Consider the following 13,160-nt stretch of genomic DNA (forward strand, 5'->3'; position numbering starts at 1 on the left):
TTAGGGCAAGTTGGTATTGCGGATTTCCGCGTTAACGCCGTCGCCGCCCGGTTGGCCGTCGGCGCCGTAGGAGAGGATAACCGGGCGGCCGCCAGTATCGTCGGGACCTAGGTAGACGTAGGCGTTGCCCCAGGGGTCTTGCGGTAACTGCCGCATGTAACCGCCCGAACGCCAATTGCGCGGCTCCGGAGAGCTGGTCGGGCGCTCGACCAACGCTTGCAGGCCCTGGTCGCTGGAGGGGTAGACGAAATTATCCATCCGATACATCTCCAGCGCGCTTTCCAGCGTCCGGATGTCGTGCTGCGCTTTGGTCAGGCGAGCCTGATCCGGGCGGTCGAAAATATTCGACACCGCAAAGGTGCCGAGAATAGCCAGAATAACGACCACCACCATGATCTCGATGAGGGTGAAGCCGCGCATGCGGGCCGGTCTGGATCGATTGTTCGTCATCGTCCGTCTCTCTTCCGGTTGAGGTTAACTACGTTTCACAATAATACGAGCTTGGTGCCGGGCTGTTGCCCGGCTTCGTTAGCCGGCGGGGGCTGCGGCCTTAACCGCCGGCTTTGCGTAAGAATCTGCATCCCCTTAGGAGACAGCGAGCCACCCCTTCGGTTGCCGATGTCTTGTTTGTTTTGTGATCGCCTCGACGATCTGCGGGCGTTAGCCTACCATTTGGTTAAGTTCGAATATCGGCATAAGGATCGATAACACGATCACCAAGACAATGCCGCCCATCGTCAAAATCAACATAGGCTCGAAGATCGCTAATATGGACTGAATAGTGCCTTCGGTCTCCCGCTCCTGGTTGATGGCTGCCCGTTCAAGCATCGCCTCCAGCTTACCGCTGGCCTCGCCGCTATTGATTAAGTGCAGCATCATGGCCGGGAACTGTCCACTCCGTTCCAGGGAACGGCTAATACTCGTGCCTTCGCGCACTTGCGAGGCGGCGTCTTCCACGGCTTCCCGCATCGCTACGTTGGAAATAACCTGCGCGCTGATTCGTAAAGCTTCCAGCACCGGTACGCCGCTACCGGCAAGAATGCTGAAGGTGCGGGCAAAGCGGCCGGCGTTCACGCCGCGGGTCAGGCGGCCGATGAGGGGAAGCTTTAGCACCAGATGATGGATGCGGCGTCGGAATTTAAGCCCGCGCATCGCGTAGCTGAAGGCGAAAATGCCGCCGACAATGGCCAGCGCTAACCAGATGCCGTGGTGACGCAGGAAATCGCTGGTGGCGATAACGGCTTGCGTCAGCGTGGGTAGCTCCTGATTGAGATCGGTGAAGACCTCGGTGATCTTGGGGACGACATAGGTTAGCAGCAGAATGATGACCAGCACGGCAACGATGAGCAGCCCGGCGGGGTAAAACAGTGCCAGCTGGATCTTCTGCCGCATATGTTGGCGGCCTTCCGTGTAATCCGCTAAGCGCTCCAGAACAACGTCCAGATGCCCGGTTTGTTCGCCGGCCGCCACGGTGGCGCGGTACATTTCGTTAAAAGCTCGCGGATAGAGGGCTAAACCGTCGGCAAGCGGGTGGCCCTCCATGACCTTGGAGCGGACGGCGGCCATCATCGTGCCCAAGCGGGGTTTTTCGGCCTGCTGGGCTATGGCTTGCAGGGCTTCCTCCAGCGGTAGCCCTGAGCCGATGAGGGTCGCAAGCTGCCGGGTGAGCAAGGCAACCTCTGCCGGCGAGGCGCCGCCGCCGCCCAGGCTGATGGTGCTGCGCTTCTTCTCCTTCTCGGCAACTTCATTGACTTCGAGCGGAATCCAGCCGCGTTCGCGCAGTTTAGCCCGTACTTGACGGGCGGTATCCCCCTCAAGAACTCCGTTCTGAGATTTGCCGCCCCCGTCGAGGGCTTGGAATTCAAACGCAGCCATAGTTGCTCGGTGTCTATCCCTGTAGCGGCCGGCTCTCGTTAGCCGGCCGCTGTTAAGTTTTTAATGCTGACAGAAGGTTTAACGTAATGTCGTCGTGTGGTCTGACAGGCCGTTAATGGCCTTCGTCGGTGCTAACCCGCATGACTTCCTCCAGCGTCGTTTCTCCTTTGAGTACGCGTTGGATGCCGTCGTGCCGCAGCGATGGGGTTTTTGCCGGGCGTGCGCTTCGATGGACTGTTCGCCCACACCGTCGTGAATCATAGTGCGCATTTGCTCGTCGATAACGATCAGCTCGAATACGCCCGCACGGCCGCTATAGCCGATGTTGTTGCAGTGCTCGCAGCCTTTAGGCGCGTATAGGGTCGGCGGATTGTTGGGGTCGACGCCCATGACATCGCAGTCGGCCCGGCCGGCCTGATACGGACTGCGGCAGTGCGGGCAGAGCTTGCGTACCAGGCGTTGGGCAAGAACGCCGACCAGACTCGACGACAAGAGAAAGGGCTCGACGCCCATGTCGCGCAAGCGCGTCACGGCACCTGCCGCGGTGTTGGTATGCAAGGTCGATAATACCAAGTGGCCAGTCAACGAAGCCTGTACCGCGATTTCGGCCGTTTCCAAGTCGCGAATCTCGCCGACCATGACGACATCGGGGTCTTGCCGGAGGATGGCGCGGAGGCCGCGAGCAAAACTCATATCGACTTTGGTATTAACCTGGGTCTGGCCGATGCCGTCGATGTAATACTCGATCGGGTCTTCGACCGTAAGAATACTGCGGCTCTTATCGTTGAGCCGGGCCAGAGCCGCGTACAGGGTGGTCGTTTTACCGGAGCCGGTGGGGCCGGTAACGAGGATGATGCCGTGTGGCTTGTGGATAATATCGTCGATGTGATCCTGCAAGCCCTGCGGCATCCCGAGGTGGTTCAGGTCGAGGCGGCCGGCTTGTTTGTCCAGCAAACGCATGACGACCCGCTCGCCATGGCCGGAGGGCAGGGTGGAGACACGGACATCGACCGCACGGCCGGCGATTTTCAGGGAAATGCGGCCATCTTGCGGCAGGCGTTTCTCGGCAATGTCGAGTTTCGCCATGACCTTAATACGCGAGACCAGTAGCGGCGCCATGACCCGCGGGGGCTGGAGGATTTCGCGCAGCACGCCGTCAATCCGAAAGCGTACCGTCAAGCGCGTTTCGAACGGTTCGATATGAACGTCCGACGCGTTGTTCTTGATCGCCTCGGTAAGCAGAGCGTTAATCAGGCGGATGATGGGCGCGTCGTCCTGGCTCTCGAGCAGGTCTTCGGGTTCGGGCAGCGTCTGGGCTATCCGCGATAAATCCATATCGCCGCCCAGATCTTCCATCATTTGCATGGTATCGCCGGACTGCGTTTCGTAGGTTTGCTGTAGCAGACGGTCGAATTCGCCTTCTTCTACCTGCGTCAGGTGCAACGGTATTTTCAGCGTGCGTCGCAGCTCTAGCAGCGCGGCCGGGCGTGGCCGGCCGCGGGTCATTACTTGAGCGATCCCTTTGTCGATATCGGTAACCAATACTCCGTGGCGCTTGGCGAAGCCGAAAGACGGGCGCAGGCCGGGGGTGGTCGGTTCCTGCTCGCGCACGTCGTGTTGCTGCAGAACTTCGGTCGTGGCGTTCACGGTTCGTTCCCTCACTTTTTACTCAAACGGCGCTGGTAATACGGGCTCCCCGAAAGGAGGAAGGACCGGCGCATTTTCCTTCGGCTGCATGAATATGCCGCGCTCACGCTGCCCTAGCTGTTCGGCCCGCATGAAGTTGTACTTCCGTTGGCTGAAACGGTTGGCATCGTTGATGTCGCGTATGATGGTCGGTTGCAGGAAAAGCATCAGGTTGCGCTTTCGAGTCTCCGATACGCGAGAGCGGAATAGGTTGCCGAGTACTGGAATGTCGCCAAGTAACGGCACGCGCTGTTCGCGCTCGGTGACGAAGTCGTCAATGAGGCCGCCGAGCGCTATAAGCTGACCGTCTTCGACCAGAATGCTCGTTTGAATCGACCGTTTGTTGGTCTCAATGCCTAACTCGCCGCGCGCAGCCACGTCCGAGACCTCCTGCTCGATGTCCATCAATACCGCATCGCCTTCGTTAATCTGAGGCTTGATTTTCAGGATTACACCAACGTCCTCCCGCTGTACGGTTTGGAACGGGTTGGTGATATCGTCGGTGCCGACGCCGGTGTAGCTGCCGGTGACGAAGGGTACGTTCTGCGCGACGCGAATTTCCGCTTCCTGGTTGTCCAGCGTGACGATCGAAGGCGTCGACAGAATATTGGTCTGACTATCCTCCGCCAGCGCTCGAATGAAAGCCCCGAATCGATATCGGGAACTTATATCGCCCAGCACCATGCTCATGCCCGAGCCGATATTGCCAGGCGTGATCTGGCCTCCCTGGCCGACGTTGATGGCACTACGCGTACCGCCGCCATGGGCGCTAAAAAAGGAAGCGAATGCCGGCAGATCGTTCTGAGAGTCGAAAGCACCCGTCTCGATACCCAATTCGCGGTTATGGTTGCCGGAGATCTCCGCAATGGCCGCTTCCACCAGAATTTGTGCACGCCGCACGTCAAGCTGCCGAATAATAGACTCCAACGAGCGCTGAACGTTCGGTGGTGCGGTAATCACGAGTGCGTTGGTGGCCTCGTCGGCCTGAATATTCACTTCGCTGCGGCGCCGCGTGGTGCCTTCGCCGCCTTGTTGCTGCGCCTCCGGCAGGTTCTCGCTGACCCCGGCAATAACCGGCGCTAAGTCGGCCGCTCGCGCATAGCGCAGGTAAATCACCCGTGTGTCGCCGGTATCCTCCAGCGGGGTGTCAAGGTGCGCAATCAACGCTCGAATTCGGGTGCGGGAGGCTTGATCGCCGCTAATGAGCAGGCTGTTCGAACGCTCGTCGGCGACAATCCGTGCCGGCGCCCGGGCGCCATCGCCAAGGCCCTGCTGCTGTTGTTGCTGAAGGCTGGCGATCATGCGTGCCAGCTCGCCGGCGGAAGCATGTTCAAGCCGTACGACTTCGACTTCGTCGTCGCTGGCGCGGTCGATGCGACGAACCAACTGTGTCATCCGGCTAATGTTGGCCGCGCGATCGGAGATGATCAGGGCGTTGGTCGGCGGATACGCGGCCAAGTGGCCTTGCTGGGGAACCAGGGGCCGTAAGATAGGGACCAGTTGTGCCACCGGGACGTTTTCGACGGTAATGACCTGGGTTACAACCTCGTCGCCTTCGCCTCCCCCAATCGGGGCGCCCATTTGCTTGGCATTGACGTCCGGGATGATCTTGGTGATTTCGCCCTCGTCGATGGCCGAGAAACCATGCACCTGTAAAATGGAAAGGAAGACGCGGTAGAGTTCGTCGGCCTCCATCGGCCTGCGCGATACAACCGTGACTTGGGCGCGTACGCGCGGATCGACAATAAAGTTCCGGCCCGTTACTTCCGAAACGGTGTTGATCAACGCACTGATATCCGCCCCTTTTAGGTTCAGCGTGATTTCTTCCTGAGCCTGGCTCGGGCTGGCTACCACGATCGCAAACGCCAAGAGAGTGGCGATAAGCACACGCGTAGGGCGCAGCGCGGCCTCCTTAAAGTAGCGCTGAAAGGTCATCGGTTACTGCCTTGTGATTGTTTACCGGTTGCCCGGAATTGCTCAACAACTCCCATCGGGTCAGACTGACGATAAGCTTCGGTGCGATGCCGCCGCGTCACGCCGCAGCAACTGCCGCCTAAGCTACTCGTGGCGCTATGCATTATGCTCTCCTCGCTTATAGTTCAACCACCCCTGGGTGGACTGATTCTTCAACTTCATCGCGCAATGTCGTTGTCAGCCGTGTCACAAACTATAAAAGTAGCTTATTGCACCACTTTAGTATTTTGTTTTGCCGAAATCTGCTCCCAGGCTGCTGTATAAGCGCTATCGCATTTTGCGCCGAGGAGGATGACAGGGAGATATTACGCGATTGAGTACGGCACCTATAGCATGTAATTCCGTCGGTACATAATGCCTGTGCAGGTGTCGGTATGGCGCTGCGCTTAATGAGGCACGACTATAAGGCCGTGCGGTTTCGCTAACGCCGCATATCGCCTTCGATAAGGCTTCCCCCCACATATACGCCATGGTGAATAGGTGCCGCTTCTGACGGCGGCCCGTCGCAACTGCCGCCGCCGCGTTAGAACTGGATGCGGACCGTTTGTTCCCGGCCGCCCCTATTAACTCGCAAGGTTATGTCACCGGAGCCTGCCAGTTCTTCCAAGGCTAGAAAAGCCTTGTCCATCTGATCTAGCTGTACGTCATTGATGGCGGTAACCACATCGCCGGGTTCCAGGCCGGCCATTTCGAACAAGCGAGCGTCTGAGCCGGGCTGAATACGAAAGCCTTGCATGCCGCTGTCGGTGTTAACCGGCTCGGCGCGCAGGTAGCGCTGAGCTTGGTCCGGGCGCTCCAGTAGCTCGCGTCGGTAGCGGTTCAGGTCTTGGGTATCGGCGGTCGACGCTTGCGAAGGCGAACGCGACTGGGCGCGGCTGGGTTGCCTCGGCGTCGGGGGGGCGCTCGCCACGTCATCGAGTCGATCCTCCGGCAGGCGGAGCGTTTCGTATTGACCGTCGCGTCGGAGAATGACGCGGTCGGCTAAAATCCGATCGATCTGTACGCCGCGGCTAATCTCCTGCCCGACCCGATAATGCTCGTCCGCGCGTCCTGGGGCGGCGATGATGGCGCGCGCTTGGTCGGGGTTGGAATTAAACAATATGCCGCGCAGGGTGAGGTTTAGCCGCGTGTCCGGCGCCTCGATAGGGGCGGTCGCCACGTCGTCCGGGCTCGCCTCGCCGAACAGGCTGATCGAGGCAAGCCGCCGGTAGTCGTTCCCTGCCGGGCGCTGTTCGGTCGCAGAGGCGGCTATCGGCTGCGGTGGCGGTGCGGCTTCCCGCGACTGCGGAATAACCGACCAGGTAAAGTTGGCGAGGCCGTGGCCAAGAAGAATCACTAACAACACGGCGGCAGCAAGTGCCAGCCGGTCGAGCACCTGGGGCTGTAATGCTTGATTGAGAGTCGCAATACTATATTTCACGTGATACAACCGGCCGGCCAAAAAGTAGATGTTGAGCTTCGTGATTTGCTTATAAATGTTTGTCTATAAAGCTTAATGAAGGACATGAAGCACTTGCAACCGCAACTTTTGTAGGAGCATAGACAAGTGTAGGCATTGACAGTTCCCCGTCGTATCGCTAATGTTTGTCCTAATTATGCGCGTTGCGCTCGCCCTCACGCTTCCCCACAGTTGTTTCCGCTGATAGCGAGCCTAAAAAGTTCATCGCACTCTGGTCATATCCGTTACCCACCTTTAGTTTAGACACTATTGAGCTTTAAGATAGTTGGAGGCACAAAATCGTGAGCGACAACATCGTCCACGCCAGCGACGCCACGTTTGAGAACGAAGTCCTAAAGGCCAGCGAGCCTGTGTTGGTCGATTATTGGGCTGAGTGGTGTGGCCCTTGCAAAATGATCTCGCCGATCCTCGATGAGGTATCGAAAGATTATGCAGGTCGGTTGAAAGTTGTTAAATTGAACATTGACGAGAATCCGGAAACGCCGCCTAAGTACGGTATCCGCGGTATCCCAACCTTGATGCTGTTTAAAAACGGCGGGGTTGAAGCCACTAAAGTGGGGGCGCTGTCAAAGTCGCAGCTTGCGGCATTTATCGACAGCAACCTATAACGGTCGGTGCGGCCGCCGGTCAATTGGCTGTGCGGTCGCCTTGCTTTTTGTTATTGAGACCCAAAGCTAGCTAATTGATCCTTGATCCTAATAAGTAGTAGGCGCACACCCTCCAATCGGCTGTATGGTCGGACTGAGGCGATCGCCGCGCTATTCCCTCTTTATATTCCATCCTGACGAAACCTACGAACATGAACCTGACGGAACTAAAACAGAAGCCTGCCTCGGAGCTTATCGAGATCGCTCAATCCTTCAAGATCGAAGGCATGGCGAGATCGCGTAAGCAGGATGTCATCTTTGCCATCCTGAAGGCGCATGCGAAAAACGGTGAAGATATTTACGGCGACGGCGTGCTGGAGATCCTCCAGGACGGTTTCGGCTTCCTCCGCTCGGCGGACAGCTCGTACTTGGCCGGTCCGGACGATATCTACGTCTCGCCCAGTCAGATCCGTCGTTTCAGTTTGCGCACCGGCGACACAGTGGCCGGCAAGATTCGGCCGCCGAAAGAAGGCGAGCGCTACTTTGCGCTGCTGAAAGTCAACGAGATTAACTACGAAAAGCCGGAGCAGGCGAAAAATAAGGTTCTGTTCGAAAACCTGACGCCGCTGTTTACCCGCGAGCGCCTGATGATGGAGCGCGGTAACGGCAGTACGGAAGACATTACCGCACGGGTCATCGACCTTACCTCGCCGATCGGTAAGGGCCAGCGCGGCCTGATCGTTTCGCCGCCCAAGGCGGGTAAAACGATGATGCTGCAAAATATCGCGCAAAGCATTACGGCGAACCATCCTGAGTGTTATCTCATCGTGCTGCTGATTGACGAGCGGCCAGAGGAAGTCACCGAGATGGCGCGCTCCGTGCGCGGCGAGGTTGTCTCCAGTACGTTCGACGAGCCCGCCAGCCGCCACGTGCAGGTTGCCGAGATGGTGATCGAGAAGGCCAAGCGCTTGGTAGAGCACAAGCGCGATGTGGTGATTCTGCTGGATTCCATCACGCGCCTTGCGCGGGCTTACAACACGGTGGTGCCGTCTTCCGGTAAGGTGCTGACCGGCGGCGTCGACGCTAACGCTCTGCATCGGCCGAAGCGCTTTTTCGGCGCGGCGCGTAACATCGAGGAAGGCGGAAGTCTTACCATTCTAGCAACCGCGCTGGTGGAAACCGGCTCGCGGATGGACGATGTGATTTACGAGGAATTCAAGGGCACTGGTAACATGGAGCTGCACTTGGATCGTCGCATCGCCGAGAAGCGGATTTATCCGGCGATTAACATTAATCGCTCTGGTACCCGTCGCGAAGAGCTGTTGATGAAGCCCGACGAGTTGCAGAAGGTGTGGATTCTCCGCAAGCTGCTGCACCCGATGGACGAATTGGCCGCGATCGAGTTCCTGCTCGACAAGCTGAAAGACACCAAGACCAACAACGAGTTCTTCGACTCGATGAAGCGCTAAGCGCGACAGGCTGCCGTGAGGCGTGGCGGCATTGCCGTTACGCCTGCGGGTGTCGGTTCTTCTTTCCTTGTTTTCCCGGTTAGGCTGTCTTCCACGAGACGTGGGCCTGTTGGGCCGTCAGGCCCAGCGATTCCCCAACAAGCGGCTGCCCTTCGAAAATAGGGCCGAGTAGGCTTTCGCTGGCCGCGTTATTTCTCTTTTGCTTATCCCACACCAACAAGGTGCAGGCATAAAAAAGGGCGCCGAAGCGCCCTTTTGGTATCTAAACGTTAAGACCGCCTTAGAAGGTGGTGCGAACGTTCAGGGTAGCGCCGATCACGTCTTCGTCACCGTCGTCAGCCCAGCCGAAGGTGGCCCAGGTGGAGGTGGACGGGGTCAGCTGATAGTGCGCCTGCAGGTCGAAGAAGGTGACGTCGTCGTCAAGCGCATCGAAGTCATACAGACCGGCAGCGGCAACGAGCCTGAATCCGTCAGCGACTTCCGTGGAAACGCGAGCGGCGAACCCAACGACTTCATCGCCAAGCGGGTCTAAGCTGGCGAAGCTAACCGGGTTGACGTTGCCGCGCGGGCTGTTGTTGATCAGGCTGGAGAAGCTATCGAAGCCGGAATTTGCCGAGTACTGATCAGCCCAGTAAACCTGGCCTTCAATGTTGGCAACACCGAGATCGTAACCGGCGCGCACAAAGGCGGCCATACGGTCGTCGTCGATAAAGTCGGAGCTGAAGGTCTGGAACACGAAAGCTGCTTTCAGGTCAACGCCACCGACGTTGCCGTCAATGTACGGCGTGATCGTGTTTACATCTTCTCCAGCGAGTGCGGGGTTAGCGAAGTCGTCCCCGTAGCGGGAGTGGATAAAGAGCAGGCCGCCAAGGAGGTTGCCCGGCAGCATGCCGATGACAGCTAGTTGATAGTTGTCCTGGTCGCCATCTACGTTAACGTCCTCTATGGAAGCTTTGTCGTAGAATGCATTGACCTGGAAGCCGCCAACGCGGGTGCTGTACAGGATGCGGTCGCGGCGCTCGTCGCAGGCGACCAAGCAGTGGGCCCAGCTGGTTTCCTGGCGACCGACGCGCAGGAGGCCATTGGCGAGCGGGATCTGAACGTAGCCGAGGTCGAGGCTAACTTGGTTGTTGCTTTGCGAGGCAACCTGGTTGTCGTCAACGTTGCCGGTGCCTTCGTGGCCGCTCCAGGTGTTGTTGGCCAGGTTCATGCGGGTCACGACCTGCACGCCGTCTTCGTTCTGGAAGTTGGCGCTCAGGCGCAACAACTGTTGGAACCCGCCGTAGTCGTCCCAGTCGTCCTGGCCAGCAGCGGCGAAGCCTTCGCCGTTAGCGGTGAAACCGGTAACTTGCAGGTCGCCACCGAATTCTACTTGGCTGGCATGAATGCCAGGAGCGGCCAACAGGGCAGCCAGCGCCAGTGCGGAAGTCGCTTTCTTCATGGACTTTGATCCCCTTTAGGAAAAGCTTCGTTATTGTTGTGCGAAGGGTGATCCTATTGAGATGGTCTCCTCCGGATCTCGGCCTTCGCAAGCCGATGGCAGTCTACTGCCTTTTTCTCTCAGCTGTTGTTTTTATGCAACATCGTGGTATGCGACGCTGCATTTTCGTTACAGCTAGTGCTGTTCTACTACAGGTGTTTAGCGAAATCAACCGCTGGAGAGCCGGCTTGCTACAGTTGTTGTCTTCGTGCAACGCAGCATTTTACGGGCTGCTTATTGAGTGTGGGGGACGATATCGGCAGGTGTTACATTCCGTGTCTGTGCTTCGGAAGCTTGGGGTTCGCCCTTTGGTGTTGCGCATGCTCTTGTTCTTATTAATATTATCAACTTGTTTTCGCACGCTTGTAGGTGATGAAGCTCAGCGGGTGCGGTGAGCCGGGGCCCGGGCCGTGCTCATTCCGATCCATTTCCAGCCATTCTTCCTCATTGAGACGGGGAAAGAAGGTGTCGCCTTCTATTTCGGCGTGCACAATGGTCAAATACAGTTGGTCGGCGAGTGGTAGAAAGGCTTCAAACATCCCCGAACCGCCGATCACCATGACCTCGTCGACATCGCCGGCGGCAAACAGAGCGCTTTCCGGCGTGTGGACGATGGTGCAACCGTCGGCATGAAATTGCGGGTCGCGGGTGACGACAATGTTATGTCGCTTCGGTAAAGGGCGGCCGATGGAGTCATAGGTACGGCGCCCCATGATGATAGGCTTGCCCAAGGTGATGCGTTTGAAGTGCGCCAAATCGTCGGGAATGTGCCAGGGCAGATCGTTACCGCGGCCGATCACGCGATCGTCGGTCATCGCGACGATGAAGGAGACTGTCGGTTGTTTGGCCATCGAATTTGTCCCTATGCATCAAGCATTGCGCAATACAACGCGAGCCGGAGCCGGTTAAGCCTGCTAGACGGCGACCGGCGCTTTGATATGAGGATGATATTGGTAGTCGACCAGCTCAAAGTCTTCGTAACGAAAATCGAAGATATCCCTTACCTGGGGATTCAACCGCATCGTAGGTAGCGGTAAAGGCTCCCGGCTAAGCTGTAAGTCGGCTTGTTCGAGGTGGTTGAGGTAGAGGTGGGCATCGCCAAGCGTGTGAACGAACTCGCCCGGTTGCAGATTCGTGACTTGGGCGATCATTAGTGTCAGAAGCGCGTAGGAGGCGATGTTGAACGGCACGCCTAAAAAGATATCGCCGCTGCGCTGATACAACTGGCACGAGAGTTTGCCCTCGGCGACGTAAAACTGGAACAGCGTATGGCATGGCGGCAGTGCCATGCGCTCGATGTCGGCGACGTTCCAGGCGCTGACGATCAGGCGGCGGCTATCCGGGTTGCGCTTGATCTGCTCGATAAGCTCGCTTATCTGGTCGATGCTGTTGCCATCGGGGCGCGGCCAGGAGCGCCATTGAACGCCGTAGACCGGGCCCAGCTCGCCATCGGCCGCGGCCCATTCGTCCCAGATGCTGACGCCGTTTTCCTTTAAATAGCGAATGTTGCTCTCGCCCTGTAGGAACCAGAGTAATTCGTGAATAATCGAGCGCAGGTGGAGTTTCTTGGTGGTGACCACCGGGAACCCCTCGCTCAAATCGAAGCGCATTTGATGCCCGAATACGGATAGGGTGCCGGTGCCGGTGCGGTCTTCCTTGCGTACGCCGTTTTCGCGCACGTGCCGCATCAGGTCGAGATATTGCTGCATCGATTAGCCTCTATCCTTTGCTCTCTGTTCCTGCCGTGCCGCCGCTGAGCTTATCGCGATAGGCCCATGCGATCAGTGCTACCCCGGCGATAATCATCGGTAGCGACAAAATCTGCCCCATGGTCAGCCAGCCGAAGGCGAGATAGCCGATATGGGCATCCGGCATGCGGGCAAATTCGACGAGGAAGCGGAAGCTGCCGTAGCCGGCAAGGAACAGGCCGGCCACCGAGCCACGGGCGCGCGGTTTGCTGGAGAACCACCAGACGGCGCCGAATAAGATCACCCCCTCCAGTACCATTTGGTAAAGCTGCGAAGGGTGGCGGGCCATCTCGCCAAGCGGCGGATAAACCATGCCCCAGGGCAGATCGGTCGGTTTGCCCCAGAGCTCTCCGTTAATGAAGTTGCCCAGGCGCCCGGCCCCGAGTCCGAACGGAGCCAGGGGGGCAACGAAGTCGAGCAGGGATAGGTAATTCAACTTGTGGCGGTGGGCAAACAGCCAAAACGCCAGTAAGCCGCCGATCAGTCCGCCGTGGAAGGACATGCCGCCTTGCCAGATCTGGAAGAGATACAACGGATTGGCTAGGAAGGCCGCAAAGTCGTAGACGAACACGTAACCGACCCGGCCGCCGATGATCGCGCCCAGTGCGCCATAGAGGACGAGGTCGTCCATCTGCTGGACGGCGATCGGGGTATCGGCGCGGCGCGCTCGTATTCGGCCCAAAAACCAGGCGGCAAAAAAGCCGACCGCGTACATGAGGCCGTACCAATGGACCGCGAACGGGCCGATTTGAAAGGCAACAGGATCGATATCGGGATATGTCAGCATAGCCAGCGACTATAAACGGGGTTGGAGAAGACTTCCACTTTACCTTTTACAAGAACAACGCGATAGCCGTAGTTTGTGAAGCGTTGCCATTGCCG

The 13,160-nt window shown here is 58.1% G+C and carries 10 protein-coding genes and 1 pseudogene; 2 read left to right on the plus strand and 9 right to left on the minus strand.

Going from position 1 to position 13,160, the window contains the following annotated elements; genetic code table 11:
• The 5 genes and pseudogenes from gspG to gspC all read right to left on the minus strand — a co-directional run bounded on the left by gspG (position 1) and on the right by gspC (position 6,955).
• The gene (gene gspG, locus CAI21_RS02115) at positions 1 to 450 is read right to left on the minus strand and encodes a type II secretion system major pseudopilin GspG (protein ID WP_116300746.1); all 450 of its coding nucleotides are present in this window, start codon (positions 448 to 450) and stop codon (positions 1 to 3) included.
• Positions 451 to 660: 210 nt separating this feature from the next.
• Positions 661 to 1,875: a type II secretion system inner membrane protein GspF gene (gene gspF / locus CAI21_RS02120; RefSeq protein WP_116300747.1), complete on the minus strand. Its 1,215-nt coding sequence runs from the start codon at positions 1,873 to 1,875 to the stop codon at positions 661 to 663.
• A gap of 112 nt (positions 1,876 to 1,987) precedes the next feature.
• A pseudogene (gene gspE, locus CAI21_RS02125) lies at positions 1,988 to 3,501 on the minus strand (type II secretion system ATPase GspE).
• A gap of 39 nt (positions 3,502 to 3,540) precedes the next feature.
• Positions 3,541 to 5,496 (minus strand): type II secretion system secretin GspD, encoded by a 1,956-nt coding sequence (gspD, locus tag CAI21_RS02130; protein WP_116300748.1) that lies wholly within the window; start codon positions 5,494 to 5,496, stop codon positions 3,541 to 3,543.
• Between the two features lie 562 nt (positions 5,497 to 6,058).
• Entirely contained in the window at positions 6,059 to 6,955 is an 897-nt protein-coding gene (gene gspC / locus CAI21_RS02135) for a type II secretion system protein GspC (protein ID WP_181919220.1), read from the minus strand.
• A gap of 320 nt (positions 6,956 to 7,275) precedes the next feature.
• On the opposite strand from gspC, the gene trxA reads away from it, so the two are divergent.
• Together trxA and rho are read left to right on the plus strand one after the other, a co-directional pair.
• Positions 7,276 to 7,602 (plus strand): thioredoxin TrxA, encoded by a 327-nt coding sequence (gene trxA / locus CAI21_RS02140; RefSeq protein WP_116300750.1) that lies wholly within the window; start codon positions 7,276 to 7,278, stop codon positions 7,600 to 7,602.
• 191 nt (positions 7,603 to 7,793) lie between these two features.
• Positions 7,794 to 9,050 carry a transcription termination factor Rho gene (gene rho, locus CAI21_RS02145; protein ID WP_116300751.1) on the plus strand — a complete coding sequence of 419 codons (1,257 nt, stop codon included), beginning with the start codon at positions 7,794 to 7,796 and terminating at the stop codon, positions 9,048 to 9,050.
• 280 nt (positions 9,051 to 9,330) lie between these two features.
• Here rho and CAI21_RS02150 read toward each other — a convergent pair whose 3' ends face one another.
• The 4 genes from CAI21_RS02150 to lgt all read right to left on the minus strand — a co-directional run bounded on the left by CAI21_RS02150 (position 9,331) and on the right by lgt (position 13,065).
• Positions 9,331 to 10,491: a porin gene (locus CAI21_RS02150; protein WP_116300752.1), complete on the minus strand. Its 1,161-nt coding sequence runs from the start codon at positions 10,489 to 10,491 to the stop codon at positions 9,331 to 9,333.
• 383 nt (positions 10,492 to 10,874) lie between these two features.
• Positions 10,875 to 11,381 (minus strand): dihydrofolate reductase, encoded by a 507-nt coding sequence (locus CAI21_RS02155; RefSeq protein WP_116300753.1) that lies wholly within the window; start codon positions 11,379 to 11,381, stop codon positions 10,875 to 10,877.
• A gap of 63 nt (positions 11,382 to 11,444) precedes the next feature.
• Complete coding sequence (locus CAI21_RS02160; protein WP_116300754.1) at positions 11,445 to 12,239, minus strand: thymidylate synthase; 795 nt, start codon at positions 12,237 to 12,239, stop codon at positions 11,445 to 11,447.
• A 10-nt stretch (positions 12,240 to 12,249) separates the two neighbouring features.
• Entirely contained in the window at positions 12,250 to 13,065 is an 816-nt protein-coding gene (gene lgt / locus CAI21_RS02165) for a prolipoprotein diacylglyceryl transferase (protein ID WP_116300755.1), read from the minus strand.
• Between the last annotated feature and the right edge of the window lie 95 nt (positions 13,066 to 13,160).

The sequence above is a fragment of the Alkalilimnicola ehrlichii genome, from assembly GCF_003399765.1.
Lineage (GTDB): Bacteria > Pseudomonadota > Gammaproteobacteria > Nitrococcales > AK92 > AK92.

What these genes read in the sequence shown, in the direction of transcription:
- rho (WP_116300751.1), top strand. Translation starts at nt 7,794, where the DNA reads ATGAACCTGACGGAACTAAAACAGAAGCCTGCCTCGGAGCTTATCGAG.
- gspF (WP_116300747.1), bottom strand. Translation starts at nt 1,875, where the DNA reads ATGGCTGCGTTTGAATTCCAAGCCCTCGACGGGGGCGGCAAATCTCAG.
- CAI21_RS02160 (WP_116300754.1), bottom strand. Translation starts at nt 12,239, where the DNA reads ATGCAGCAATATCTCGACCTGATGCGGCACGTGCGCGAAAACGGCGTA.
- gspD (WP_116300748.1), bottom strand. Translation starts at nt 5,496, where the DNA reads ATGACCTTTCAGCGCTACTTTAAGGAGGCCGCGCTGCGCCCTACGCGT.
- gspG (WP_116300746.1), bottom strand. Translation starts at nt 450, where the DNA reads ATGACGAACAATCGATCCAGACCGGCCCGCATGCGCGGCTTCACCCTC.
- lgt (WP_116300755.1), bottom strand. Translation starts at nt 13,065, where the DNA reads ATGCTGACATATCCCGATATCGATCCTGTTGCCTTTCAAATCGGCCCG.
- CAI21_RS02150 (WP_116300752.1), bottom strand. Translation starts at nt 10,491, where the DNA reads ATGAAGAAAGCGACTTCCGCACTGGCGCTGGCTGCCCTGTTGGCCGCT.
- CAI21_RS02155 (WP_116300753.1), bottom strand. Translation starts at nt 11,381, where the DNA reads ATGGCCAAACAACCGACAGTCTCCTTCATCGTCGCGATGACCGACGAT.